Origin of the sequence: Acinetobacter sp. TG2027, from assembly GCF_000302435.1 — a bacterium.
Taxonomy (GTDB): Bacteria; Pseudomonadota; Gammaproteobacteria; order Pseudomonadales; family Moraxellaceae; genus Acinetobacter; species Acinetobacter pittii.
Window position 1 is genome coordinate 111,675 of the sequence record NZ_AMJN01000008.1, and the last position, 26,635, is coordinate 138,309.

20 protein-coding genes and 6 tRNA genes are annotated in these 26,635 nt (G+C 37.6%); 8 read left to right on the top strand and 18 right to left on the bottom strand.

Annotated features, from left to right (window positions below; genetic code table 11):
* Nucleotides 1-187: 187 nt before the first annotated feature.
* From sbmA to B806_RS0103605, 6 genes are all read right to left on the bottom strand, one after another.
* Nucleotides 188-1,381: a peptide antibiotic transporter SbmA gene (gene sbmA, locus B806_RS0103580; protein WP_017385930.1), complete on the bottom strand. Its 1,194-nt coding sequence runs from the start codon at nucleotides 1,379-1,381 to the stop codon at nucleotides 188-190.
* A gap of 237 nt (nucleotides 1,382-1,618) precedes the next feature.
* Nucleotides 1,619-2,854: a threonine ammonia-lyase gene (locus B806_RS0103585; RefSeq protein ID WP_017385931.1), complete on the bottom strand. Its 1,236-nt coding sequence runs from the start codon at nucleotides 2,852-2,854 to the stop codon at nucleotides 1,619-1,621.
* A 204-nt stretch (nucleotides 2,855-3,058) separates the two neighbouring features.
* Nucleotides 3,059-4,033 carry a patatin-like phospholipase family protein gene (locus tag B806_RS0103590; protein ID WP_017385932.1) on the bottom strand — a complete coding sequence of 325 codons (975 nt, stop codon included), beginning with the start codon at nucleotides 4,031-4,033 and terminating at the stop codon, nucleotides 3,059-3,061.
* Nucleotides 4,034-4,203: 170 nt separating this feature from the next.
* Entirely contained in the window at nucleotides 4,204-5,679 is a 1,476-nt protein-coding gene (locus B806_RS0103595) for an alanine/glycine:cation symporter family protein (RefSeq protein ID WP_017385933.1), read from the bottom strand.
* 99 nt (nucleotides 5,680-5,778) lie between these two features.
* Nucleotides 5,779-5,919 (bottom strand): hypothetical protein, encoded by a 141-nt coding sequence (locus B806_RS19155; protein ID WP_017385934.1) that lies wholly within the window; start codon nucleotides 5,917-5,919, stop codon nucleotides 5,779-5,781.
* Nucleotides 5,920-6,102: 183 nt separating this feature from the next.
* Nucleotides 6,103-6,306 carry a hypothetical protein gene (locus tag B806_RS0103605; protein ID WP_025465970.1) on the bottom strand — a complete coding sequence of 68 codons (204 nt, stop codon included), beginning with the start codon at nucleotides 6,304-6,306 and terminating at the stop codon, nucleotides 6,103-6,105.
* Between the two features lie 509 nt (nucleotides 6,307-6,815).
* Between B806_RS0103605 and B806_RS0103610 the strand changes: the two genes are divergently transcribed.
* Nucleotides 6,816-7,523 carry a nitroreductase gene (locus tag B806_RS0103610; protein WP_017385936.1) on the top strand — a complete coding sequence of 236 codons (708 nt, stop codon included), beginning with the start codon at nucleotides 6,816-6,818 and terminating at the stop codon, nucleotides 7,521-7,523.
* Nucleotides 7,524-7,548: 25 nt separating this feature from the next.
* Here the strand turns inward: B806_RS0103610 and B806_RS0103615 are convergent, their stop codons facing one another.
* Nucleotides 7,549-8,763: a multidrug effflux MFS transporter gene (locus tag B806_RS0103615; protein ID WP_014207547.1), complete on the bottom strand. Its 1,215-nt coding sequence runs from the start codon at nucleotides 8,761-8,763 to the stop codon at nucleotides 7,549-7,551.
* Between the two features lie 127 nt (nucleotides 8,764-8,890).
* On the opposite strand from B806_RS0103615, the gene yccS reads away from it, so the two are divergent.
* The 4 genes from yccS (at nucleotide 8,891) to B806_RS0103635 (ending at nucleotide 15,386) form a co-directional block, all read left to right on the top strand.
* On the top strand, nucleotides 8,891-11,065 hold the full coding sequence (gene yccS, locus B806_RS0103620) for a YccS family putative transporter (protein WP_017385937.1): 2,175 nt from the start codon (nucleotides 8,891-8,893) through the stop codon (nucleotides 11,063-11,065).
* A 100-nt stretch (nucleotides 11,066-11,165) separates the two neighbouring features.
* Complete coding sequence (locus tag B806_RS0103625) at nucleotides 11,166-11,741, top strand: SdpI family protein (protein ID WP_002116136.1); 576 nt, start codon at nucleotides 11,166-11,168, stop codon at nucleotides 11,739-11,741.
* Nucleotides 11,742-11,896: 155 nt separating this feature from the next.
* Entirely contained in the window at nucleotides 11,897-14,485 is a 2,589-nt protein-coding gene (locus tag B806_RS0103630) for a sulfite reductase flavoprotein subunit alpha (protein WP_017385938.1), read from the top strand.
* A 115-nt stretch (nucleotides 14,486-14,600) separates the two neighbouring features.
* Nucleotides 14,601-15,386, top strand: coding sequence for a YdcF family protein (locus tag B806_RS0103635; protein WP_017402630.1), 786 nt, complete (start codon nucleotides 14,601-14,603; stop codon nucleotides 15,384-15,386).
* Nucleotides 15,387-15,763: 377 nt separating this feature from the next.
* Here the strand turns inward: B806_RS0103635 and B806_RS0103640 are convergent.
* The 8 genes from B806_RS0103640 to B806_RS0103675 all read right to left on the bottom strand — a co-directional run bounded on the left by B806_RS0103640 (nucleotide 15,764) and on the right by B806_RS0103675 (nucleotide 17,714).
* A tRNA-Val gene (locus B806_RS0103640) sits at nucleotides 15,764-15,839 on the bottom strand.
* Nucleotides 15,840-15,928: 89 nt separating this feature from the next.
* Nucleotides 15,929-16,005, bottom strand: a tRNA-Asp gene (locus B806_RS0103645).
* 36 nt (nucleotides 16,006-16,041) lie between these two features.
* A tRNA-Val gene (locus B806_RS0103650) sits at nucleotides 16,042-16,117 on the bottom strand.
* 66 nt (nucleotides 16,118-16,183) lie between these two features.
* A tRNA-Asp gene (locus B806_RS0103655) sits at nucleotides 16,184-16,260 on the bottom strand.
* A 47-nt stretch (nucleotides 16,261-16,307) separates the two neighbouring features.
* Nucleotides 16,308-16,384, bottom strand: a tRNA-Asp gene (locus tag B806_RS0103660).
* A 24-nt stretch (nucleotides 16,385-16,408) separates the two neighbouring features.
* Nucleotides 16,409-16,484, bottom strand: a tRNA-Val gene (locus B806_RS0103665).
* 206 nt (nucleotides 16,485-16,690) lie between these two features.
* Nucleotides 16,691-17,194, bottom strand: coding sequence for a cell wall-recycling L,D-carboxypeptidase ElsL (elsL, locus tag B806_RS0103670; RefSeq protein WP_017402631.1), 504 nt, complete (start codon nucleotides 17,192-17,194; stop codon nucleotides 16,691-16,693).
* A gap of 151 nt (nucleotides 17,195-17,345) precedes the next feature.
* Nucleotides 17,346-17,714, bottom strand: a complete 369-nt coding sequence (locus tag B806_RS0103675; protein WP_017400240.1) for a YbaN family protein — start codon at nucleotides 17,712-17,714, stop codon at nucleotides 17,346-17,348.
* 103 nt (nucleotides 17,715-17,817) lie between these two features.
* On the opposite strand from B806_RS0103675, the gene B806_RS0103680 reads away from it, so the two are divergent.
* The 3 genes from B806_RS0103680 (at nucleotide 17,818) to dapE (ending at nucleotide 20,229) form a co-directional block, all read left to right on the top strand.
* Nucleotides 17,818-18,699 (top strand): DUF1853 family protein, encoded by an 882-nt coding sequence (locus B806_RS0103680; protein WP_017402632.1) that lies wholly within the window; start codon nucleotides 17,818-17,820, stop codon nucleotides 18,697-18,699.
* Between the two features lie 123 nt (nucleotides 18,700-18,822).
* Nucleotides 18,823-18,966, top strand: a complete 144-nt coding sequence (locus B806_RS0103685) for an entericidin A/B family lipoprotein (RefSeq protein WP_014207555.1) — start codon at nucleotides 18,823-18,825, stop codon at nucleotides 18,964-18,966.
* Nucleotides 18,967-19,092: 126 nt separating this feature from the next.
* Nucleotides 19,093-20,229, top strand: a complete 1,137-nt coding sequence (dapE, locus tag B806_RS0103690; RefSeq protein ID WP_005064372.1) for a succinyl-diaminopimelate desuccinylase — start codon at nucleotides 19,093-19,095, stop codon at nucleotides 20,227-20,229.
* Between the two features lie 134 nt (nucleotides 20,230-20,363).
* Here dapE and B806_RS0103695 read toward each other — a convergent pair whose 3' ends face one another.
* From B806_RS0103695 to B806_RS0103705, 3 genes are all read right to left on the bottom strand, one after another.
* Nucleotides 20,364-21,245 (bottom strand): alpha/beta fold hydrolase, encoded by an 882-nt coding sequence (locus tag B806_RS0103695; RefSeq protein ID WP_017385891.1) that lies wholly within the window; start codon nucleotides 21,243-21,245, stop codon nucleotides 20,364-20,366.
* Between the two features lie 294 nt (nucleotides 21,246-21,539).
* Nucleotides 21,540-22,007, bottom strand: a complete 468-nt coding sequence (locus tag B806_RS0103700) for a hypothetical protein (protein WP_017385892.1) — start codon at nucleotides 22,005-22,007, stop codon at nucleotides 21,540-21,542.
* Entirely contained in the window at nucleotides 21,997-26,511 is a 4,515-nt protein-coding gene (locus tag B806_RS0103705; RefSeq protein ID WP_017385893.1) for a hybrid sensor histidine kinase/response regulator, read from the bottom strand. Before B806_RS0103705 ends, B806_RS0103700 begins: the two co-directional genes overlap by 11 nt.
* Between the last annotated feature and the right edge of the window lie 124 nt (nucleotides 26,512-26,635).

The following is a 26,635-nucleotide window of genomic DNA, read 5'->3' on the forward strand; positions in this document are numbered from 1 at the left end:
CAAAATTAAAACCAATATAGAAGCAAGTTTTATACCGTTAAAATATAATATTTTCAAAAATATATTTTTATATAAATCAAAATAATAAACGAAGAAACTTACCAAATCTTTTATTCTACTAAATACTTAATAATTCTAAAAATGCCATGGCTTGAACCAAGGCATCTTTCAAAGATATGATTACTTTTTAATCTAAAATTTTCTCAAATATTCTTAAACGCTTATAAATTGAAAGCAGTTCAATAATCGTTTTCCATGAACTAATTAAATATTGGAATGATTCACGGACTTTATCAAAAACATTACCTATTTGCGTAATTAAACCCAATGTCATTTTACCTGCGGCAATAGAAGGGAATAAAACAACTAGACTATATAAAATATCTAATTGGATATACCAAATACTAACTAAATTAAAATAAGAGTAATGCAGATATAAACGGAAATAATTCAGCCTAACACTTGAGAACAATTCTCTTAATGTTTTTGGCTGTGCACGCTCCTCATGATCCTCACCATAGACAAGTTCTTTACGATAGGCAGCTTCTACTTTTTGATTATTAAACTGTAAACCAGGTAATTTAATACCAACCACCATTAATAGAACAGTACCAAAAACAGCCCATACAATTGCAGCCCAGACCAATGAATGATCAATTTCACCTACAATAGGCAGTACTCTAACTTGTTTAGAAAGTTCAAAAAGAATAGGTAAAAAGGCAATTAAAACCATTATAGCCTTAACAAAATTTACTCCGAGGTCTTCTAAAACAGAGGCGAAACGCATGGTATCTTCTTGAACACGCTGTGAAGCCCCCTCGATATGACGAAGCTTTTCCCAATGGTCTGTGTAATATTCATTCATTGCTGTACGCCAGCGGAATACATAATGACTAGCAAAAAAAGCATTAATAACAGCTAAAGTCACACCGACCATCGCAATTAAAAGAAATGTAACTGTTCCCATATAAAGTTTATTAATATCACCACCACCGTGATCCAACATACTTTGAATGAGATTATAAAAAGGCCCATACCATGCATTAACAGCTACACTAACCTGAACGCTAAACCAGATATTGAATAAAATAAACGCCGAGCCCCACACAGACCAACGTTGCCAAGGGTTATTCGATATAGTCCTCCAGAAACCAGCAAAAAGCGCAGTAGAGACTAAAAACCAAACATAAAACCATAAGAAAGTGGGAGACCAAAAACGGCTTACACCTAATGGTAGTTGAGCATCATGGTAGCCCTTAGCAAAGCCGATAAAAGTTCCCCATGTGTTTCCACCTGAGTACCAGAGCACCATATTGAGCGCGATCCAAATGACCGCAGATATAAAGAAATACCTTGGTGATGGAAAAAATGATTTGAACATTGAGCGTGGATATCCCTATATTTCTTCAAATTTACAATGAAAGGAATACTAAAACCTAAACCTTAAAATTGTGAAGGGTAAAGTTTAGAGAATTGTCAGTTTTTCCTAGTCTATTGAAGGATTTGATCGTTTTTTTGTAAATTAATCCCTTTTTGGCAATTTAATCCATTTAAATTACCTTGTATATGACTCTCGATAGAGCCATATACAGCTTTTATAACACAGTGATATCAGAGATTAAATCTCTTCTTTACGAACAATATAGCCTTCTAATTGCATTGCTTGAATGAGCAAATCTAGATCCGAGGCACTTTTTAACTCTACATCAACGCTCACAGCGCTTTCTTTGGCACGGCTTGTTGCCGCAAAGCGTTCATGACGCAGCTCATAAATATTACCACCCTGCTCAGCAATAATGGCCGTCAAACGAGCTAAAGCACCGGGATTGTCCGGTAATTCAACACGAATACGAACCATACGACCTGTACGGGTTAAATGGCGTTGTAATACAGAGACCATAACACGTGTATCAATATTGCCACCTGACAGTACCACGCCCAATTTATGACCTAAAAATAAATCAGGACGCGACATAATTGCAGCAATACCTGTCGCTCCTGCTCCTTCACATACTGTTTTTTCAATATTAAGTAAGAGTGCAACCGCTTCTTCAATCATGTCTTCAGTGACAACGACAATGTCGTCAACATATTCTTTAGCAACTTGGGTCGTAAGTTCACCTGGAGTTTTTACCGCAATACCCTCAGCAACAGTAGAGCCCATTGAAACTGCATGTTGATAATTACAAAGTAGTTTTGCCATACTTGGGTATACAACTGATTGCACCCCAATAATTTTGATTTTTGGATTGATCGCTTTAGCAGCAATTGCAATACCAGAAATTAAACCACCACCACCAATTGGCACAACCAAAATATCCAGATCAGGCACAGCTGCAAGCATTTCAAGTGCAATGGTGCCTTGACCCGCAATAATTTCAGCATCATCAAATGGGTGGATAATCGTTAAAGATTCTTCTTGTGCAACACGATGCATTTCAGCAGCAGCTTCTGAAAAGTCCTGCCCATGCAAAATAACGCGCGCACCATACTCACGTACTCGTTGCACCTTAACATTTGGCGTAGATTTCGGCATTACAATAGTTGCAGTCACACCTGTCCGCTGAGCATGGTAGGCTACACCTTGTGCGTGATTGCCTGCCGAAGCTGCAATAACACCATGTTGTTTTTCTTGCTCAGATAAACACAACAGTTTATTCAGAGCACCCCGCTCTTTAAATGAAGCTGTAAATTGTAAGTTTTCAAATTTCAACCACATCTCAGCCCCTAAGGTTTTAGAAATGGTCTCTGAGAAAACAAAGGGAGTTTTTACAACTAAACCTTCCAAACGCTCTGCGGCAGCATGAACATCATCTAATGTTGGAAAGCCATTTTTAACCTGTTGCTGTATCATTTATCCAGTTAGCCTCAATACACTACAAATCAATTATTTTTTAAAAAACGGCAACAATATTTCATATTAACCATTAGAGTTTTCAGCATATCCAACATGTCTCTAATATACAAAAAATTTTATTCCAAAAATTGAAGATTTAGACTTCCATAAAAAAAGCCCTTTGTGGGCTTTTTTTATAATTTTCAGAATATTAACGTTTATTTATTGGCTTTGAGCACTCAAGCCTTCCGTAGACATATTTTGTTCAGCTATTTTTTCATCAATAGCAAACTGAATATCAGAAAGCTTGGCATTAGCTGCATCAATACCAGATTTCATAGTAGCTTCACGGCCTTTGACATCAAAAATATGCGCTTTTTCTCTTAAATCTGGCTGAATAACCACGTCCGCATATTGTAACTCTTCTGCTGCCAAACGCCCTTGCATGATATTAATATTCTGATTAAACAGTCCCCATACATTCGATGTTTCTGTGTAAATAGGCTGAGCTAAAATATCAACTGCAATAATGACATCAGCCCCTAAATCACGAGCCACTTCAACCGGTACAGGACTCACCAACCCACCGTCTACATATTCAGATTTACCAATTTTAGTTGGCACAAACATACTTGGAATCGAAGCAGAGGCTCTCACGGCTTGACCAGTATTACCGTAGTTAAATACGGTTTTGGTACCATGCTTTAGTTCAGTTGCCACCACATACATTGGGATCTTCATTTTTTCGAGTGGCATGTTATTTACTTGCTGGTTAACGTAGTTCTCTACTTTTTTACCATCAAAAAAACCTTTTAAACCGATACTAATGTCACGTACATCGCCAGCTTTCATTTTTAAAGCAGTATCACGCAGTTCAGCAGGTGTTTTACCACTGGCATAAATTGCCCCAACAATACTACCCGCACTCGTACCCACAATAAAATCCGGGCGAATACCATGTTGTTCTAAAACTTCAATCACCCCTATATGAGCATAACCTCGTGCTCCACCGCTACCCAATACAAGCGCGACAACAGGACGTTTTTGCATTTTTTTAATTCTTGCAAAAGGTTGATCGACAGGACGAGCATAAGCTTCTGTCGTTTGCGTTTTTAGAGCAGCAGACAAGTGTGTGGTGGTCTGGCATCCCGCCAACACCATAGAGAGTCCGAGAACCCACAATTTAAGCTGTTTCATGGCCCATCTTCGCACTATGAGGTTTAAGTTCGGATTGCAATTTTAGTGGTTACTTTCGTGAAAAGCTGTAGTGAATTTATTTAATTTGTCATGTTTAAAATTTAGACTCAAGTATTTTATTTGTCCCCTATATAAAAAAGGCCCCTTATGTATAAGAGGCCTTTTGAAACTTACCAGATATCTGAATCAACTTTTTTCTTCAATTCCGGATACTTGTCAATTTTAAACTCAGGCTCTTTAATGCCTCGTTTTAATTGCTCGCGGTAATCTTTTAACAAAGTACGTGCCATTGGCGTTAATAGTAAAATTGCAATCAAGTTAATGGTTGCCATGATACCCATAAATAAATCAGCCATTGACCAAACGAGTGGAACACTACCGATTGCACCGAAGTACACCATCACCAATACGAAAATGCGGAAGATGAACATGACTTTCGGGTTGTTATTAATAAACTGTACATTACCTTCTGCATAAGCATAGTTACCTAATACAGCTGAATAACAGAATAAGAATAATAGAACAGCTAGGAAATCAGATCCCCAATGCCCAACTTGAGTTTCTAAGGCACGTTGTGTTAATTCAACACCAACAAAACCTGCATCTTGGTAAACGCCAGAAACTAAGATAATGATTGCAGTACTCGTACATACAATGAACGTATCTACGAATACACCAAGCATTTGTACTAAACCTTGGTTTACAGGGTGTTTTACATCAGATGCAGCAGCAGCGTTTGGCGCAGAACCCATACCTGCTTCGTTTGAGAACAAACCACGCTTAATACCTTGCATCATTGCCATTGACACTGCCGCACCGAAGAAACCACCTGCCGCAGCATTGAAGTGGAAAGCTTCAGTCACAATCAGCTTTAAAATATCAGGCAAAATTGCATAGTTGCTTAATGCGATATAGAGAGCAACAGATAAGTAAAGACCTGCTTTTAAAGGTACAAACATCTCTGCAAATTTAGCAATACGTTTAATACCGCCAAAAATTGCCAATGCCACCAACACTACAAGCGCAAGGCCAACCCATGAAATTTCTAGATCAACACCACCTAAATGTGCAATGAGATTAGCTTTATCCCACCCCCAAGCATGTGAAGATGCCTTAGCAATCGCATTGATTTGAACTGAGTTAAATACGAAACCATAGGTAAAGATGAGTGCTAATGCGAAAACCGCACCAAACGTTTTACTGCGTAGACCTTGAGTAATATAGTAAGCTGGACCACCACGGAACTGTTTAGTCTTACTATCTCTAACTTTAAATAGCTGAGCAAGCGTAGACTCAATAAAAGCAGAGCTCATACCAAGAAGTGCGGTCACCCACATCCAGAACACAGCGCCAGGGCCACCAATTGCGATCGCAATTGCCACGCCAGCAATATTACCTACCCCAACACGGCTCGCAAGACCTGTTACAAATGCCTGAAAAGGTGTAAGGCCATGCTCATCCTCTCCTGCTGTACGACTACTTTTCATGACTCGGATACTTTGCAAGAACATGCGAATTTGCACGGCTCCTGTTAAGACCGTATAAAAAATACCGACAGCCAGCAAGAAAATAACCAGAAAGTCCCATAAAGGGTCATTAAAAAATTGTACCCACGACATCAGTGTGGCATTGAGTTGTTCATTCATACTCGGTCCGCTTACGTTCTTGCTAATGTGCTAATAGCACAAGCCAAAATACTGCAATAAACAAAAAAGCCCCTCAAAATAGGGACTTCTTCAGTACATTTAAGGAAAAACTTTTAATGTCACTTGAATAGCAATTAACGTCACAAGTTTAAGCAACATAATGCCCAGCACTAAGCCTTTGAAGGTCGCATGAGAGAAAGCATCCTTCAGATAAAATGAATTCATCGCACCACTGAACATATTCCCATTTGGGTGAACAGAATGCATCGACTCGGCTACAAACTTGGAAACTAACAAATGACCACCGCTAAATCAGCTCGTTTAATGATTCCCATCAATTAATCGAGTTATAAAAATCTGGATTTAAGCCAATAAGCATATTTACATATACTTGAGAGCGAATGTCTAAAATGGATATGAATTTCAAAGACTGTAACGAGCCATCGCCATAACGCGACTATCTGCGCCCTTTTCTCTCTGATTGGAGAAGAGTGCGTTTAGATCTGTACTAAGCTGTTGTATTTCTTGTGGCTCAGTAGTTGCGTGAGTTACGTTCATTTTCATGGTTGCAATGGTAATCGCCAATCCTTGTTTCATGAACTGCTTGTTGATGAGCGGTAAACTCATGTAAAGCTCCTTATTCCTCGTGTATTTCTCCATTTCTACATTCAAATCCTTTTTGTAAAGGGATTTTGTATGCAGCCATTTCTTTCCTAACATGAGTATGGAGAAATCATACCTGCGTAAAAAAGTCGGTATTATGCAGAAATTTAAAATTTTGTGTATGTTTTTCATTAAAAATTTATGTTATTTCCGATTATTTTTTACCCAAAACCATCTGTTTTGTACTGTTTTTAAACATATTATACCTTTTTTTCAATTGAGTGATTTTTAATCCAACTGATGCTATAAATTTATTTTTATAGTCAAAAACATCATAATTTTTTGTCTATTTAGATCTAAAGTGGCATATTCACATTAGATTTAATTAGACATTATATCCAAACTAAACACATCATCATATGTTTAAGGATATCCCTTTTCTAATATTTTTTGCTTATAAATGAAGTACTTTCAAAACATGAAATTAAACTTCAAAAAGTATTAAGTATTTAAGAAAAGATATAGGAGTACGCATGAATCTGGAACAAGTTCGTCTCATTGATGAAGCTATCACTTCTCGACATTCTGTCCGCGCTTTTTTAAATACTCCAATTGAGCCAGAAGTCATTAAAGATATATTACGAGTCGCAAGTCGAGCACCTTCTGGAACGAACACCCAACCATGGAAAGTCTATGTGGTCACAGGTAAAAAGCGTGATGAAATGGTTGAACGTGTCTGTGCTGCACAAATTGAAGTTTCAAAAAATCCTGAACTAGCAGAACAATATAAAGAAACTTTTGCCTATTACCCTGAAAAATGGATATCCCCTTTTATTGACCGCCGCCGCGAGAATGGCTGGGGACTCTACGGTTTACTCGAAATCAAAAAGGGCGAAAAAGAAAAAATGGCTGAACAGCAGCTACGTAATTTTAAATTGTTTGATGCACCAGTCGGCCTTTTCTTTACCGTAAATAAAACGATGGGAATCGGTTCTAAAATGGATATCGCAATGATGATCCAAAACGTGATGGTCGCTGCCAAGGCACGTGGTTTAGATACATGCCCACAAGCAGCTTGGAATCATTTTCACCCTATTGTTTTAGATATAGTAGGTGCATCAGATGACGAAGAACTGGTATGTGCAATTGCATTAGGTCATGCCGATCCTAACCACATTGTAAATACCTTTATTACACCTAGAGAACCTGTTGAAAATTTCACAGTTTTTCTAGACGAATAAGCTATAAGTGGCCATTCTCTAAAAGCTATGAGAATGGCTTGGTTTTGACCTGTTGTGTCGCTTTCAATACGACAATAAAACCACTTAGTGTAAATAACACCATCATTACGCCCATATTGAGCGATGCGGACCAAATCAGGAAGTTAAGAAGCACGCCACCTAAAAGGCCACAAGCGAATTGCATACTTCCCATAATTGCACTTGCTGTCCCAGCGCGAGCACCTTGTTTGGACATTGCTAACGCCATAGCATTTGGGCCTGTTAAACCAATACCCGAAATAGCTAAAAATAACCCTACCATAACAAGCCATAAAGGCGCCGCAGGAATTAAACCAGCAATAAATACAATGATGGCTCCAGTCACTTGCACAAGTGAACCCGATTTTAAGCGTTTGGTAATTTCAACACGTGTTGTTAAATGCTTGTTTAAAGAGGACATCAACATAATGCCAAAAGCATTTAGTCCAAATACGTAAGCAAACTCTTGCTGATTAAGTCCGTACTGGTCCATAAACACTGCAGGTGCTGAGCTGATATAGCAAAATAACGCAGCCCCCGTTAAACAGCCTGCAAACATAGGTAAGCGGAAACTCGCATCTTTGAAAATAGCTCCATATAAAGTCACCACTTGATAGAGTGATAGCTTAAGCCTTTTATCATTTGCCAAAGTTTCCTTAAAAAAGAAATGTACGCACAGCCAACACAGCGCACCCACAATTGAAAGCGCAATAAAAATAGCCTGCCACGGAAACCAAATTAAAATCCATGCTCCGATCATAGGAGCCAAAATTGGTGCAAGTCCCATGACAATCATCATGCTTGAGAAAGCTTGTGCCGAGCCTTGAACGTCCAATTTATCGCGTATTGCCGCACGAGCCATGACTACGCCAACACAACCACCTAAAGCTTGTAAAATACGGGCCGCAATCAAGCTCCATTCATTAGTAGCCATTACACAAAATAAGCTTGCGACTGCATAAAGCGCGAGGCCAAAGTAAAGTGGTTTCTTTCTACCGATACGATCGCTTAAAGGACCATAAACCAACTGCCCAATGGCTAAACCAAAAAAATATGCTGGTAATGTATTTGCCACCATTTGCGTACTTACCCCAAAATCATGGGCCATTTGTGGTAACGCAGGTAAGTACATATCAATGGATAACGGCCCTAAAGCCGTAAGTAAAGCGAGCAACATAATCCAGCCAATAGAGTATTGACGCTGGGCTGTTTGTTCAGACATAACGATATTTCATTTTTCACTCATTTGCATACAGACAAGCTTACACTGTCTATCGTATGATTTGTGCAACATTGGTGTAGAAATACACAAATCCTTTATCACTCAGGTTGATCAGCAAGGACTTCATTTGAAATCTTGGTTTAAACGCCTAAAAAGAGCGACTTATAACACAACATTTATGTATAACGTGCGAATGCTGATAGCCTTTTCAGGAACTGCTTTCGTGCCTTATTTTTTAGGCTATCAATTAGCAACTATTCCACTCACTTTAGGTGTAGTCGCAGCAGGTTTGAGTGATATTGATGATCGCTTTTCCGTGCGAATCATGAACCTAATCTATACTTATATTGGGTTCTTCGTTACCGCAGCTTCTGTACAACTACTTTTCCCCTACCCAATGGCTTTTGCTTTAGGGTTGATTGCTTCATGTATTGGCTGGATTTTACTAGGTTCGTTAGGACGTCGTTACGCCACCATTTCTTATGGCTGTTTGGTTGTTTCGGTCTATACCATGTTGGGTGTTCACCTTTTCGATCACTGGTATATTCAACCGGCTCTTTTAGTTGCAGGTGCTGCTTGGTATGGCCTCATTGCTACTATTAGCTTTTTACTATTTCCGGTTCGCCAACTTCAAGATAAACTCGCAGCGTCTTATGCATCTCTAGGTGATTTTCTATTTGCAAAATCAAATCTATTTGATGTAGATATGACTCCTGCCAGCTATCAGCAAAGTATGATTGAGCTGTCATTAGAAAATGGTAAGTTAATTACGATTTTTAATGACTTAAAAACAGCTTTATTGACTCGTTTAAAAGGTGACCGTGGGCAAAAAGATACACGCCGAAGCTTACATTATTATTTTGTCGCTCAAGACATTCATGAGCGTGCTGACTCAGCCCATATCGACTATCAAAAGTTAGCCAAAATTTTTCAGCACAGTGATATTTTATTTAGATTTCAACGAATTTTGGCGGTTCAAGGCAAAGCTTGCCAAGAGTTAAACGAATGTATTTTACAACGTAAACCTTATAACCATAACAAACGTTTCAAGCAGAGTTTTGAGAACTTAAGACTATCTTTAGAGAAACTAAGACGTGATCAGCATTATGATCTGTTATGGGTAAATGCTCTCTTCGCTTTATACCAAAATTTAAAATCTATCGACTCTCAGTTACTTAACTTAGAAACGGAACAACACATTCAGTCTGATAAAGTTAAACAAGCAGAGAACCAGCTTAAAGATGATGATTTACAAGGATGGAACGATATTGTCATCCGAATAAAGCAAAATCTAACTCCTGAATCTGTACTTTTCCGCCATGCAATTCGCGTCTCAATTGTTCTTTTTATTGGGTATGTGCTGATTCAAATGACCAATATCGAGTACGGCTATTGGATTATGCTTACAGCCCTATTTGTAAGCCAACCTAACTTCAACGCAACCAAACGTCGCTTACGCTTACGAATTGTCGGAACATTAGTCGGAATTATTGTTGGTCTTACCATTGTATTTCTCGTGCCTTCCGTCGAAGGACAACTATTAATGTTGATCTTGAGCGGGGTACTGTTTTTTGAGTTACGCAGTAAGCAATATGCTCAAGCAACCGCGTTTATTACAATTTTGGCATTAATTAACTTTAATCTAGATGGCTCGGCAATGGCTGCTGCTATTCCGCGATTTGTAGATACTTTAATTGGATGTGCCCTAGCTTGGTTTGGAGTGACATTTATTTGGCCTGACTGGAAATTCCGACGCTTACCTCGCAACATCAGACGTTCATTACAAGCTCAATGCAATTATTTAGCTGAAGTTGTTAAACAATATCATGAAGGTCGCAATCATGCGCTGAATTACCGTATTGTAAGACGTGCTGCTCATAATACAGATGCCGAGGTTGCTTCACTTATTTCAACTTTAGCAACAGAGCCAGACTTTGACCCTACCCGTAAGTCGGATATCTTTGAATTTTTATGTTTAAACCATACATTTTTAAGTTATATCGCAGCGCTTGGAGCACATCGAGAAAACATTCAAGATCAAGCTGTTCTTAAACTCTTAGATCAAGCACTGGATGATATTCAGGGGGCTTTATTGAGAGATGAGATGCCTGATCTTACAGCACAAAATATGCTCCAGACGATACGTCAACGTTTGAGCCAAAATAATGAAGAGGATCAAAAATCACTCATCATTTTACAGCAGCTATCACTCATGCTTGGTGTATTGAACCGTTTTAGTATGCTAAAACAACGTCTAAGTCATGATCTTGATAACGATGCCAGCGAGCTTGCATCGTTATAAATTTGAGTCGGAAATTAGTATGAAATTGGCATAATATCCTTTCCTGACTTATGCCAATTAATGCTAAACTTAAAACAGTTTACAATTTGTTATTTGCACTATGACCGCGAAAACTTTATACGCTTATACGCTTCAGCCTGTTCCCTATGACGTGTCAGAAGCTGAACAACGTAATGCACAGCTTCTTATCTGGCGCAGCACCAATAAAATCAGCACAAAAATTTGGGCAATTATGGGTGTCGTTTTAGCCCTAGCTATATTAGGTCTTATTTTTATTAAGAACTATTCTACTGTTTTTTGCTGGGTTGCTATTGTTGCTGTAGTACTTTACTACCTAGGTCGTAAATACGGATTAGAGTGGTACGTTAAACGTAAAATGAATGAATTTCCAGTACAGGAAATCAAAGGTATTCGTTTAGGTGTGCAGCCTCATGGTATTGTGATGCGTCAACAAATGGGCTTACAAGAAGGTGTAGGTACTATTGGATGGAAAAATATCTACGAATGGTACAATACACCTGATTTTATTTTGGTCAATTTCAAAGTAAAAGATCCAAAAGGCCAAGAACAACAAGGTGCTTATATCCTACCTAAGCGCATGGATTCGAAAAACTTCTCGTTCAACACAATTCGCACACACTTAAAAGAATCTGTAGGCGAACCAAAAACCTTGTAATTCTAGATTTTATAAAAAGCCTCCTCATGGAGGTTTTTTATTAAGCTAAAAATAAATGATAATGAAAATTAATATTATCTCCAAAATCCATATTATCTCCCCAATCTTCGGCTATACTTCGTTACAAGATCTCCATCATATTTACATTTTCGACCATGTTTAAAAAAATTTTATTTCAAATTCATTGGTTTCTGGGTATTACTGCTGGCCTCATCTTATCCATTATGGGTGTTACAGGTGCAATTTATTCTTATGACCAACAAATTTTAAAATGGGTGAATTCTGATAGTTATGTTGTACAAGCTGAAAACACTCCAAAATTAACTCCTGCTCAGCTATATCAACATTTCAATACAACCCAACCTGAAATCAAAATTAATAGCATTACGATTGCCAAGGACCCCACCTCTTCTTCTATTGTAAATATTGAAAAAGAAGGTGAACGCCGTGGCTATAATATGATGGTGAACCCTTATAACGCTGAGGTTCTTCCAGATGTTAAAGGCCGAAAATTGTTGTTACTCATACAACAAATTCATCGTAATTTAACAGCAGGTGAAGTTGGTAAACAAATTACTGGTGCCTGCGCACTCATGCTAATTTACTTCGTACTCAGTGGGTTATATTTACGTTGGCCTAAAAAGCATTCTGCTCGTCAATGGTTGGCTATTAAACCGAAACTCAAAGGCCGGAATTTTATTTGGGATCTACATGCTGTTGTCGGCACATGGGTCATTGTTTTTTATCTTCTTTTCGCATGTACAGGACTATATTGGTCTTATGATTGGTGGCGTAGTGGCATGTTCAAAGTGATGGGAGTTGAACAACCTAAACGACAAGATCATGGCGCTGCTCCTCAAAATCAAAATCGTGGAATGCAGCAAGGTAAACAATCTGACCGTAATAATGATAAAAAATCAGAGCCTCAATTAGATAATACTCAACTCATTACAGCACTTAATCAAACATGGAGTGGCTTCAATAGTCAGGTTGGACGTGATTATTCGACTCTAACATTAAGCTTACCGAAAAAAGATGATGGAAAAATTGAGTTAAGCTTTGTCGATGCTACCCCACAACACGAACGGGCACGTAACCAAGCCATATATAATTATCAAACTGGCAACATCGAAAAGATGGAGCTTTACGAAGACAAAAAGCTTAATCAAAAGATTATGAGCAGCATGTTACCCGTACACCGCGGTAGCTTCTTTGGACCAATTTATCAATTCGTTGCAATGCTTGCTTCTTTAGCAATGCCTTTGTTCTTGGTTACTGGGTGGATGCTGTATCTTAAACGCCGTAAACAGAAAAAATTAACACAGGCGGCTCGTCAGTCTTTAGCAGGACAATACATTGATCCAAATGCAAAGCCTTGGCTTATTACTTATGCAACTCAAACCGGCGTAGCTGAACAACTCGCTTGGAGTACGGCAACAAGTTTACAAGAGGCTCATCAACCTGTTCAGGTAAAACCTGTACAGCAGCTAACACAAACTGATTTAGAGCAACATCAACAGGTTTTATTTGTGATCAGTACTTATGGTACTGGTGATGCTCCTGATCTTGCTACGAGCTTTGCTAAGAAACTTTTAAAATTGAATGTGGATCTTAAGCACATCAACTATGCTGTTCTAGCGCTGGGCTCTAAAGAATATCCAGACACTTATTGTAGTTTTGGCCATGCAGTAGATGCTTGGCTTAAAGCAAATGGTGCCCATGCTCTCTTCAATACAATTGAAGTTGATAATGCAAACCCATCGGATATTCAAAATTGGAATCAATCTCTCGCTAAAGCAACCAAATTAGATTTACATGCTGTAAATCTGGAAAAAGTATTTGATAGTTGGACATTGCAGCAACGTGATTTACTCAATCCAAATAGCTTAGGTCAGCCTGCTTATAATATTGAACTTAAAGCAAATCATGAGGCGATATGGCAAGCGGGTGATATTGCTGAAATCCAGCCTGGTAATAGTCCTGAACGTATTCACGCTTTTTTGCAAAAGCATCATATTCTTAAAAATTCAAAAGTTGATTCACTACAGATTTCAATCGAAAAAGCGCTTTGGAATAAAGATTTAACTGGTGAAATTGAACCATTTGCCAATCTGGATCATTTATTAGAGCAGCTCCCTACTCTACCAACGCGAGAGTATTCGATTGCGAGCATTCCGTCTCAGCAAGTCCTTCGTTTGGTTGTTCGTCAACAATATGATGCTTCTGGTAATTTAGGTTTAGGTTCGGGTTGGCTGACTCAACATACCCAAGTTAATAATGAAATTGCTTTGCGTATTCGTACCAATGAATCATTCCATCTTATTGATGATAACCGCCCTATTATTTGTATTGGTAACGGAACAGGTATTGCTGGCTTAATGAGCCTATTACACACCCGTACGCGTCATGATTACACTGAAAACTGGTTAATCTTTGGCGAACGTCAAAGAGCATGTGATTTCTTCTATGAATCGACCATTGAAGCATGGAAAACCACAGGAATGTTAAAGCGCCTCGATTTAGCATTTTCGAGAGATCAAGCACAACGCATGTATGTTCAAGATGTAATCCGTCAGAACGCAGCAGAATTAGTAAGCTGGGTAGAACGCGGTGCTGTTCTGTATGTATGCGGTAGTATTGATGGTATGGCAAGTGGAGTCGATCAAGCACTTATCGAAATTCTGGGTGAAGAACAGGTAGATGATTTAAGACAACAAGGTCGTTACCGCCGTGATGTTTATTAAAGATCAATAAAAACTAAAACCGAGTAATAGCTTAAATGCTTTACTCGGTTTTTTTATTGCATTCAGAATGATTTTGCATACACTGTCTGCAATTTAAATTGCAACTCTAAGCACAATGCAAGTCAGTAAGTGGATCCGTATTTTCCTAGCAATCATTGGTTCGATTTTATTTCTAGATGGATTAGTTCTAATTTGTCTCAATAAAATTAATGTAGGCACCGTTATTCCTTTAATTTTAGGTGCTTTCCTCTGCCTATATTCCTTATTTTATTATCATTTAGAACGCTTTTTCTTCTATCACTATCGCTTACACACACTTTGGCGTTTTGGATGGTTATGCTTCTGGATATGGTTAATTGGCTTAGGCTATTTTTTTAGCTTTATTAAAGAAAATAAAGATACTTCAAATAATATTCCTCCAGTAAAAGCAATTATTGTCTTAGGAAGCGGTGTTGAGAATGGTCAGCCATCCACAATTCTTGCAAAACGTTTAGATACGGCCGCCCCTCTAGCCCTAAAACAGCAGCAAGCACAGATTGTTCTAACAGGTGGTCTTGATTTTTCAGAAAAAGAAAGCGAAGCATTGGTTATGTCTCGTTATCTTGAACAAAAGTATCATATCGCAAAAGATCAAATGATCCTTGAAGATAAAAGCACCAGCACAGAGCTTAACTTAAAAAATAGTAAACCCTTATTAGAACAGCACCACATTACCTTAGACCAGCCAATTGCTATTGTGACAAGTGATTTTCATATTCCTCGAGCAATAGCAATTGCAAAAAAACAGGGCTATACCCAAATTTATGGGGTAGCGGCCGAGACACCATTAGCTACTCGCTACAATGCATGGTTACGTGAATATTTCGCATATGCAAGTGGATGGCTTTTAAACGAATATTAAAAATAATTTAATAAAAAAACTGCTATTTAAAAAATAGCAGTTTTTTTATTTGTGAAAATATTAGTGATCGGTACAAATACAAAGTTGATCTAAGATGAAGATCATAAATTGCAAGTTAGATTCTTATCTTTAGCCACTAATAAAGAAATTTAATAAGGAGGAGGAAGCCCATCAACAGCAAGAGAAAAAACACTAATGCTAAAAAATTAAAAACTAGCGATCAATAAAAAGAATAACTTAAAGATATAAGGACTTTAATTTTAGAATAGAAACGTTGTATCTACACTGAGTCACGTAGTAAATAAATTTACATGTAAGTATAGGATATTTATAGATGAATATGAATTTAGGGGATTTTAAATTTCTGATAAAAATTATGGTGGGCGCTGACGGGATCGAACCGCCGACATTCTGCTTGTAAGGCAGACGCTCTACCAACTGAGCTAAGCGCCCCAAGAAGAAAAAACTAATAAATTATTAATTTTTCGATTTAAAACTTTTACATCTCAAATCTTCTTCCAAACACAACCCGAACTGAAAAGTGGCGCAGCGGACGGGGCTCGAACCCGCGACCCCCGGCGTGACAGGCCGGTATTCTAACCAACTGAACTACCGCTGCACTACAATACTTTAAAATAAAGTATGGTCACATATATGGTGGGCGCTGACGGGATCGAACCGCCGACATTCTGCTTGTAAGGCAGACGCTCTACCAACTGAGCTAAGCGCCCTTAATGAGAAAAGATAGCGAATGTATCTTTATACTCTACATTCTCTAGACAAGGGAATCAAGAGAATGGCGCAGCGGACGGGGCTCGAACCCGCGACCCCCGGCGTGACAGGCCGGTATTCTAACCAACTGAACTACCGCTGCACTTTCACAATATCGAAATTGTGGGGTAAACGATGTTAAGTCTTAAGTGGCGCAGCGGACGGGGCTCGAACCCGCGACCCCCGGCGTGACAGGCCGGTATTCTAACCAACTGAACTACCGCTGCACTTGAGAGCTTAACGTAAAGGCTTGGTGGGCGCTGACGGGATCGAACCGCCGACATTCTGCTTGTAAGGCAGACGCTCTACCAACTGAGCTAAGCGCCCTTAACGTCTTCATCGTTTGTGAGGTGCATTATAGAGAATCTTTAACAGGTGTCAAACGCTTTTCGACAACTTTTCAAAAAAATGCGAATGAATGATTAAAAATAAGTCATTATTAAGTAAAAAACAATTTTTTGTATTTTATTTAAGCACTTATTTTAATATTTTGATCATTCAGCTAATTAAATAAGAATTTTTAAAATCTTATTTTAGGTTAAAGATTGCTCAGACAAATAAACCAACGCATTTTCAGCGACTAAATCAAACAACTCAATGATTTCTTCATTACGCATTCGAATACATCCATGTGACATGGGAACACCCATCGGTTCTTTATCAGGTGTGCCATGAATATAGATATAACGCTGCATGGTGTCATGACCTTCGCCTTTGTTAAAGCCTTCTTCTAAGCCATCTAACCAAAGAATACGTGACAATATCCAATCTCTTTCAGGGAATTGTGCTGCTAGTTCACTACTATAGACCTCCCCTGTTGGCTTACGTGCAATAAAAACCGCATTTTGAGGAGCTTGTGCACCAATTTTTTTTGCAACCCTATGCCATCCACGTGGAGTCCTACCAGTATTCTCTTGCTCACCGATTCCGTTCTTTCCGGTAGAAATGACATAAAACTTATTATGTTTAGGCAAAGTTAATGTTTGATTTGCTAAATCGATGAGGACATCTGCTTCTTCGAGCTTAAATTGAGACATTGAACTTATTCTCTTATATCAACTCAAATACTTTGAGTTTAAGTAAAAATTTATATGAAGAACTTGTCTTGCGCCAAAATTAAAAGATTATCAATCTTCTCTTATCTACGCGCAGTTTCACTGCTTGTCTTGCGCCAAAATTAAAAGATTATCAATCTTTTAATTTTGGCTCAGGGCGTAGCCATAACCAAACTGCAACGATGAACATGGTAGTATCAGTAAAAACCTTGACCCAAAGCGGTGCTGAAGTAAATAGCATTATAAGGCCACTGATTGCCATCATTATGCTTGCAATCCATTTGGCTTTACGTGGTACTGTACCATTGGCTCGCCAATCACGTAATGTTGGGCCGTATTTGGGATGGTTTAATAACCAATCATCCATTTGTGGCCATCCTTTCGAAGCTGCCCATGCAGCTAGAATCAAAAACACTGTTGTGGGCATACCTGGTAAAATTGCTCCAATAATGCCTAGCGTGATAAAAATCACGACCAAAGAGCGCCAGAACAATGTTCGCATATATAAACCTTAACCTGCTGTTAGCGTTAGTATAAAGTGTTTTTCTAATATTGTTTGTTGATCCCTTATGAAATTAGGATGAATTACTTCGAGTATTAAATATATGAATATTGCCTCAGTGAAAACTTCCTATTTCGAACCATGGCTTCAATTTCAACATCCTATAGTGCGACAGCTGGCCTTTTGTATTGCTAGTCCAAATTTACTTTGCCAATTACCAAAAAGTTTTTCTATACAACACGACTTTAAGCTGCACCCAACCGAAGTATGGGAAGAGCATTTCCAAAATTATTTACCACGGTTAAAAGAGCTCGATCAGTCCCCAGAGCCTTTAATCCAGTTTTTATCTCAACTTAAAAGTACACGCTTAGGTTTACGCTTTGAGAATTTACTTTGGTTCTGGCTACAAGAGAATAATTATCATCCTTACCAACTATTAGGCCATAGTATTCAAAAAATTGATGGAGCAAAAACTTTAGGTGAGCTAGATTTTTTAATTTTAAATAAAGAAACTCAACAAATTGAACATTGGGAAGTCGCGTTAAAATACTATTTGGGCGAGGCAGACTTACATTTAGAACAATGGATTGGATTAAACCGTCAAGATACTTTAAGCAAGAAACTTTATCATTTTACGAATAAGCAATTTCAATTTTCTGAGGCATTAAATTTTAGGATTCAACAACGTTTTGCGGTTTTAAAAGGACAACTCTACCTACCACTTCAACTAAATTTTCAAAAGTCGCTACCAGACTGGATAAATTTAAAGCGTCGTTTGGGATATTGGGGGACTACCATTCCCCATTCTTCTTTTTATCGATTGGAAAGACACGAATGGTTGTGTCCAAATAAAGAGCAGACTTCAAATCCAGCACATTGGTGGACAGACGGTCTATATTGTAAAAATAGTGAAGAGGTTTTGTTTTATATGTTTAGACATCCTTCGTACTTAAACATTAAGCCTCACCTGCAAAAATTAAGCTAATTAACAATAAGTTTTAAGCTTCTAGAAACATTTTATAACGTTTTTACTATTAAACAGTCATGTTTCTTTTTCCGTTTGTTTTTTAATCTAAATTTACTTCATTATTAAATTTAAACGGAGAAAATGATGAAAAAAGTTTTAGCTGCGTCTGTAATGGTTGCTGTTATTTTAACAGGGTGTAATACGTTTAAAGGTTTTGGGCAAGATGTTTCTAAAGCAGGTGATGCTGTAACAAATACTGCTGAAAAAACACAAGATAAAATGTAAGTTAGAGTTGTTACTTCAAAAACCTTATCATTCCGATAAGGTTTTTTTATTTTTACGTACCCATCCCCTAGAGATTCGCCTATTATATCGGACTATATTTCACCTGATCAGCACGCAATTTCCGGTATGAACCATTCAGACACTCTCTCGCTTAGCTTAGAACTGTTACAACAACCTTCTGTTACTCCTATTGATCATACATGCCAAACCATCATGGCAGACCGTTTAGCCAAAATTGGTTTTCATATTGAACCGATGCGTTTTGGTGAGGTTGACAATCTTTGGGCGCGTCGCGGAACTGAAGAACCTGTATTTTGTTTTGCCGGTCATACTGACGTAGTTCCGACAGGCAAGTTAGAAGCATGGAATTCAGATCCGTTTGCACCTGAAATTCGCGATGGAAAATTATATGGCCGTGGTTCGGCCGATATGAAAACAGCACTTGCAGCTATGGTCGTTGCATCTGAACGTTTTGTCGCAAAACATCCTGATCACAAGGGTTCTATTGCTTTTCTAATTACTTCTGATGAAGAAGGACCTGCTATTAACGGTACGGTTAAAGTGATTGAGACTCTTGAAAAACGTAACGAAAAGATGACATGGTGTTTGGTAGGCGAACCTTCTAGTACTCATAAATTGGGTGATATTGTTAAAAATGGTCGTCGTGGTTCACTTAATGCCGTATTAAAAGTTCAAGGTAAGCAAGGTCATGTGGCTTATCCACACTTGGCGCGTAATCCGATTCATGAAGCATCACCAGCTTTAGCAGAACTGTGCCAAACTGTTTGGGATAATGGAAATGAATATTTCCCAGCAACATCATTTCAGATTTCAAATATTCATGCTGGCACTGGCGCAACCAATGTCATTCCTGGCGCACTAGAAGTTACTTTTAACTTCCGTTATTCAACAGAAGTAACAGCAGAACAACTTAAACAACGTGTGCATGAGATTTTAGATAAACACGGTTTACAGTACGAAATCGTTTGGAATCTTTCTGGTTTACCATTCCTAACACCTGTGGGTGAACTCGTTAATGCAGCGCAAACTGCTATTTTGAACGTAACGGGTACTGAAACTGAGCTTTCAACGAGTGGCGGTACTTCTGATGGCCGTTTTATTGCTCCAACAGGCGCCCAGGTATTGGAGTTAGGTGTTCTGAACGCAACAATTCATCAAATTAACGAACATGTTGATGTACAAGACCTTGATCCACTAACTGATATTTATGAGCAAATTTTGGAAAATTTGTTAGCTAAGTAAAAGTTAAAATCTAATGAATTGAAAAAGCGCCCTTTTGGGGGCGTTTTTTATATTTAAAGTATCAGTACATTCTTTAAAAATTTTAAATATTATTTATATTCAAAAACTAGAAAATTAGTTTTAATATAAAGAGCTTAAAAAGCTGCTTTTGAATTCTTATCTATCCATTGCAATATAGTTGGCCAGACTTCTTTAGCAGCATTTTGGCTAAGTACAATTCGACTATGAGAATAATTTTCTAAGTTACTATTGGAATAGCCAAATTCTCGAAATATATTATTTTCATTTTCAAAAGCTTGCAAATATTTATAGCATCCTTTAGCAGGGGCAATAAATTTATCGCCAGTCCCGCAAATAGAATATATTGGAACTCTAATAGAACTCATAAATTTTTTATAATCTATATCTTTAAATTCACTTATAAAATTTTCCTTTAAGTTCCAATTAAACCATGGACGCATCGTGTAATAGGTTTCATTTATTCGCCCCAACTTAAATTTATTAGCAGGAATCTGACCTAGACCTTTTACAACTAATTTTGCAGAAAACAATTTAATAAAATCAAAGGAATTATTTACTGCTCCAAATGCTTGGCAAGCAACAAAAGTAATACTTTGAATATTTTTTAAATATTCAGGATAATTAATTAAGAACATGGTTAAGCATAGCCCTCCACCACTGTGTGTTACACAGTGCAAAGAGGTTATATTAAAATGATGGTGAATATAATGAAATGCAGTTTTATATTCATATAATGCAACAGTTTCAAAATTAAATGGTATATCTGTTTTTGGGCTAGTACCATGCCCTCGCCACTCTAAAATAAAACAAATATAACCATGATTTGCCAAATAATCTGCAATGCCTATACAAACAGTTTTATCCGAAAATGCACCATGAGATAAGAAAATTGCTTCTTTTTTTATTAGAGAATTATTTCTTTTAGAAATTTCCCATAAAGCAAATTCACCATGATCATCTGTTTTTAAAATATGTAGCTCTTTATGAATTGACATTTATTTTCTGCTATAGAAGATTTTATTTTAGGTTATTTTGCTATGATTAATATAATAAAATTAGGCTCATCCTTTAACTATAACTTCAATTTATCTCCTTTTAAAATTTAGTATGAGACTTTATTAAAAGTAAATATTGGTAATTTCTTATATTTTAGCATTTGAAATACATATAAAATATAAATTTACGATATAAATAAAGCAAGCGCTTCAATGATTTTTAAAATAAATTTATATTCTCTAAAAGAATTTTACCTATTTTTTAAAAAAAATAACTCAAATGAGTTACTTTTTTTATAGATGAAATGAATTTTGAATATATTGCAAATTAGGAACATGGTAGCGCTGATTGTCCATACGAACATATTTAAATACAGTTGAGTGCTGTAAAGACTCTTGTATATCTTCATTTTCATCTACGACTTCAGAAATACGCAGACGCACTGAAACTGGCATCGATTTACACATAAGTGCAAAACGTTGACTAACGTCTTCGCTTTCAATGACTAAAGCTACTGCTCGAGAATCTATTTCGTTGTGAACCGAATAAACAGGGAGTTTTACATCATGCCATTCAATATGCTTGATACCATTTTTAACATCCATGGCAGATAACACTATATTTTGCGGCAATAGCATCGGCACTTGCTGATGACACTCGATAATATATGCATCAATAAAACCAGTTGAGACAGTAATTAAATGCTGAAGCTCTTGCTGGTCCATTTCATTAATTAAGGATGTACTTATATTACTTTTCATTAGGCAAGTCCCCTTCAGATGTCATGAATAACGCATCAATATTGTGAAGTAAGTCTTCTTCTTGGAAAGGTTTACCCATGTATTGGTTCACACCTAAAGTAAATGCTCGTTCACGGTGTTTTTCACCAGTTCGTGATGTAATCATAATCACTGGCATATCTTGATGTAGATCATGATGTCGAACGAGGTTAAGTACCTCAAAGCCATCCATTCGCGGCATTTCAATATCAAGTAACATGAGATCTGGTTTAATATTTTCCAACTGCTCAATGGCATCAACCCCATCTTTAGCTGTAACTACATCATAGCCCTGACGTTCAAGTAAGCGAGACGTCACCTTACGTACAGTTACCGAGTCATCTACAATCATGATAAGACGTCGCTCGTCAGACTCGCGTTGTCTATAGATAGTTTCATTAAGCGATTTATGTCGGCGAGTAGATTGAATTTGGCGAGCAATATTTTGTCCATCTAAAATTAGACAAACTTGGCCATCACCTAAAATAGTTGCTCCTGCAATCGCACCAATGCTAGAGAATTGTTGTCCTATTGGCTTAACTACAATCTGTGCGCGTGAGCCAATCAGTTGGTCAACTAATAATGCGACGGTTTGTCCATTATTTGCCTTAATCATTAATACTGGTAATGAATACATCATTCCACTTAAGCGCGGAATTGGTTGATTACCAACAAACTCAGATAAATAACGTAATGGATAACGCTTATTTTCAAATTCAAAGAGCTCTTGTGCACTTCCGAAATATTGTTCTAATGATGCTGGTGAAACTCGTACAATTCGATCAATCTGAGCCAGTGGGATTGCAAATTGCTGATCAGCAACTTTAACCATTAAAGCATCACTAACAGCTACTGTCGTTGGAACGCGTATGGTAAAGACAGTTCCCTGCCCATATACAGAGTCGACACTCACATGGCCACCTAAGGCCTTAATATCACTTTGCACTACATCCAGCCCTACGCCACGACCTGAGATCTGAGTGACTTGATCAGCCGTACTTAAACCAGGATGGAAAATCAGCTGTAAAATATCTTGATGTTCTAATACTTGCTCTGAATTAATCAAACCAGACATTAACGCCTTTTGACGAACCTTCTCAATATCAATACCTTGCCCATCATCCTTAAATGTAACTACAACATCTGTACCTTGACGATGAATATTGAGTTCAATACGTCCCGTTTCTGGTTTTTTAGCTTGTTCACGTTGCGCACGGTCTTCTAGTCCATGGTCAATTGCATTTCTAAGCATGTGCTCAAGTGGTGTAACCAAACGTTCTAGGATTGTCCGGTCTAGCTCACCTTCTGTATTATTAACAAAAAGCTCTGCTGGTCGATTTAACGCGGTAGAAGTCTGCCTCACAATTCTTTGCAGACGAGGCAACAATCGAGAAAATGGTACTAAGCGTGTTCGCATAAGACCTTCTTGAATTTCAGCCTGAATACGCGATTGCTGTACCAATAAACCTTCAGTGTCTCTGATCTTTTCAGATAATGTATTTTTAAAATCTACTAAATCCGATGCAGACTCGGCAAGAGACTTTGATAACTGATTTAATGAAGAATATTGGTCCATCTCTAAAGGATCAAATTCCGTATAACGTGAGTTCTCAATACCGTGTTTTGCAATAATTTGGGTTTCTAATTCGCCTTCCATTCGACGCAACTGATCTGCAAGTCGCTGAATAGCCAATTCCATTTCCGCTAAGGTATGACCAAATTGGCTTAAATCCATTTCAATTCGCGAACGGTTAATCGAATTTTCACCAGACAGATCAATCATTTTTTCAATTAAATCTGCCGAGACTCGAATCATCTCATTATTTTGATCAAGGCGTTGTGCTTGTTCCCACTCACCCATCATTGGCGGTGGTTCTGTACCGTCACCTTGCACAAAACTCATTACAGGTTCCGTGCTGAATAGATCAGTTCTAGTTAACTTACTAGGAATTTGTATTGCTGTTTCAATGAACTGGATATTTTCCAGACTTTGTTGTAACCCATCGAAGTGTTGATAATTTTGTTTAAAAATTGCCTCTTTTAACCAGACAACTGCACTCTCTAATAAGTTGTCATAAATATTTGAGCTGAAATGATGAAGCGCAAATTGTTCAAAAGCATTCTCAAGTTGATAAGCAATCGCTTGCACGGTTTCAAGTCCCAGCATACGGGAACCGCCTTTCAAGCTGTGTACTGCCCTTTGTAGTTGAAGCAAGATACTACGGTTAGTACGTTGCTCGAACCATTGTTTTAATAAGTGATCGGCCATTTCTAATAGTTCGGCCGCTTCCTCCATGAATGTCTGCTCGACAACAGTATTAATATCTTGATCTGGGATACTCTCTTTTTGATCGTGATCAGCATAAAGAATTTGTAATTCGGTTTGCTCAACAAGTTGATTACTAGACTCAGCAATCTGCTCAGAAGCAGAAGTTAACTCACTGAGGTTTAACACCGTATTATTTATCGCTTCTTGTTGTAATACTTCAAAATTTAATTCAGGTATAACATACGTTTCAGGTTCTGTTTTGCTCTCTTTAATATGAGAATCAAATACCTGACCTGCATTTTTAAGTGCTTGAATAGTATGAGAAGCAGCATAATCTAGGTGCTGTTCACGCACTATTTGAAGACGGTCAGCCAAGTCATCTTGAACTAGTCGAATAAAATCAATGAGAGCAGACGAAGCTACCAACTGTTTTTGAATTAAACGCTCATAAATACTTTCTAACTCATGTGCAATTAAACCAATATAAGTTGCCTGAATCATATTTGCCCCACCTTTTAAGGTATGCAAATAACGCATCAGATTATTGAGAGCGGCAAAGTTTTCTTGATCATCAACCCAAAGATTAAGATCTGTATCCATTCCCTCAAGCAACTCATCGGCTTCTTCAAGAAAAATATCTAAAAGATCTGGATCAAAATGACGGTTTACATGCTCAGACGAAATAAACTGTCGATCTAGTTGTACACTCTGCCCTATGGTGACCTGATCAGTGAATACATTTTCTATCAGAGGATCATTCGCTGTTTGTTCAACTTCAGCATTAAACAATGGTTCAAAAACGTCTTGATGAGTTTCTAAAGATTCGGAATTAAGATTTGGAATATATTGAGTATATAGTTTTAGCTCGTCCAAGACATTTTGGTGTTGCTCAATGATACTTACTCTTTGTCCTGCGGCTAATGCATCAAATAACTGAATTAATTGTTGGTGCGCTTTTTGATAAATTTCAAAAACATAATCTGATTGCAATAAATCAGGTCGATCAAGCAATATGTCGTAGCTTTCTTTCAACTGGTTAGTATATTCATATAAACCAATCATTGCCTGCGACTGAGTGTGTTGCAGCAAAACATCTGCTTGTTCACTTAAACGTTCAAGATAATGAGGAAACTCTGTACGTATTCCCTTCTCAAAGTCTAATTCCGCATCAAGTAATTCAGCAACATTTAGCTGTAATAGCTGAGACACTAAACCATGTGGAGGCATAAGTGGGCTTGAATGCTCACCATGCTGCTCCATGTAAGTATCCCAAACCTGATTAAATTTCTGTAAATCAGATTCCAATTGCTCAGTAGAGCAATGTGCAGCCAATAGATCTAAACTATTTCGAATAAACTGACGATAATCACGGAGTAATGAAATTTCTTCAGAGTGAGAAGAAAGCTCTTCTTGTAATAGTATTTTAAATAAATGCTCAACTTTGGTACTAGCTTCAAAGATTGGTTCTACATGAGCCATGGCAGAGCTGCCACGTAATGTATGTAACGCACGTATTAAAGCATTATAACTTTCATGCTGATGTATTTCTTTTTCCAAAAACTGATCAATTGTCGCTAAGTGCTCTTCTGCTTCTTCCATAAATAAAATTAAGGTTTCAGCAAGAGTCTGTTCAGTTTCTATAGCAACTTCTGGAGTCGAAATAGTTAAAACTTCAGTTGATTCTGGTTCTAAGTCATTCGCTTCTAAACCGGTTTGAGTTTCAGCAGTAAGAATATCTGATAATAATAAAAGTTCGTCTAACGCGGGTTCTATACTTTGCTGTTGCTGTAATTGTTGTCCCAATAAAATTAGGGGCCTAAAGTCTAGGGTATGATTTTTTTTAGATTTGAAGTCATCTACTAACTTAAAGAAATAGAACTTAAATACCAACTGAACATATTGTTGGATGTTAGGAGTTAATCCGAGACTCTGATTGATTACCCGATTAAGCGTATCTTCAACAGTCCAAGCAAGCTCAGCAGAAGATTTGGCACCAATCATTCGCCCTGAACCTTTCAATGTATGAAAATGACGGCGGATTTCAGTAAGCGTAGCAACATTTTCAGATTGCATCCATTCGTGAATCAAAGATTGTAATTCAACAAAAATTTCTTCAATTTCTTCGACAAATATTTCAAGAAATTCATCGTCTTGTTGAGAGTAGCTATCTTCCGGTAGCATCATTGCTTCAGTTAAAGTTTTTAATATTTCTTTCATAGCAAAGGCTTCTTTTGCTTGTCTCCTAAATGGAGAAAAACGACAGAGTCAACACCAGAAAAATAGCTGTTTCCCCAATATTTATCTGGTGTTGTTAATACTTTTTAGAAGAATAGCGGTACTG

Bases quoted from the DNA above. Each gene is read 5' to 3' on its own strand.
- B806_RS0103615 (WP_014207547.1), bottom strand. From the start codon at position 8,763: ATGTCTGAACAAACAGCCCAGCGTCAATACTCTATTGGCTGGATTATG.
- B806_RS0103675 (WP_017400240.1), bottom strand. From the start codon at position 17,714: ATGCGAACATTGTTCTGGCGCTCTTTGGTCGTGATTTTTATCACGCTA.
- dapE (WP_005064372.1), top strand. From the start codon at position 19,093: ATGAACCATTCAGACACTCTCTCGCTTAGCTTAGAACTGTTACAACAA.
- B806_RS0103630 (WP_017385938.1), top strand. From the start codon at position 11,897: ATGTTTAAAAAAATTTTATTTCAAATTCATTGGTTTCTGGGTATTACT.
- B806_RS0103685 (WP_014207555.1), top strand. From the start codon at position 18,823: ATGATGAAAAAAGTTTTAGCTGCGTCTGTAATGGTTGCTGTTATTTTA.
- B806_RS0103595 (WP_017385933.1), bottom strand. From the start codon at position 5,679: ATGAATGAACAACTCAATGCCACACTGATGTCGTGGGTACAATTTTTT.
- sbmA (WP_017385930.1), bottom strand. From the start codon at position 1,381: ATGTTCAAATCATTTTTTCCATCACCAAGGTATTTCTTTATATCTGCG.
- elsL (WP_017402631.1), bottom strand. From the start codon at position 17,194: ATGTCTCAATTTAAGCTCGAAGAAGCAGATGTCCTCATCGATTTAGCA.
- B806_RS0103680 (WP_017402632.1), top strand. From the start codon at position 17,818: ATGAATATTGCCTCAGTGAAAACTTCCTATTTCGAACCATGGCTTCAA.
- B806_RS0103585 (WP_017385931.1), bottom strand. From the start codon at position 2,854: ATGATACAGCAACAGGTTAAAAATGGCTTTCCAACATTAGATGATGTT.
- B806_RS0103625 (WP_002116136.1), top strand. From the start codon at position 11,166: ATGACCGCGAAAACTTTATACGCTTATACGCTTCAGCCTGTTCCCTAT.
- B806_RS0103695 (WP_017385891.1), bottom strand. From the start codon at position 21,245: ATGTCAATTCATAAAGAGCTACATATTTTAAAAACAGATGATCATGGT.
- B806_RS0103700 (WP_017385892.1), bottom strand. From the start codon at position 22,007: ATGAAAAGTAATATAAGTACATCCTTAATTAATGAAATGGACCAGCAA.
- B806_RS0103705 (WP_017385893.1), bottom strand. From the start codon at position 26,511: ATGAAAGAAATATTAAAAACTTTAACTGAAGCAATGATGCTACCGGAA.
- B806_RS19155 (WP_017385934.1), bottom strand. From the start codon at position 5,919: ATGTTCAGTGGTGCGATGAATTCATTTTATCTGAAGGATGCTTTCTCT.
- B806_RS0103590 (WP_017385932.1), bottom strand. From the start codon at position 4,033: ATGAAACAGCTTAAATTGTGGGTTCTCGGACTCTCTATGGTGTTGGCG.
- B806_RS0103605 (WP_025465970.1), bottom strand. From the start codon at position 6,306: ATGAGTTTACCGCTCATCAACAAGCAGTTCATGAAACAAGGATTGGCG.
- B806_RS0103635 (WP_017402630.1), top strand. From the start codon at position 14,601: ATGCAAGTCAGTAAGTGGATCCGTATTTTCCTAGCAATCATTGGTTCG.
- B806_RS0103610 (WP_017385936.1), top strand. From the start codon at position 6,816: ATGAATCTGGAACAAGTTCGTCTCATTGATGAAGCTATCACTTCTCGA.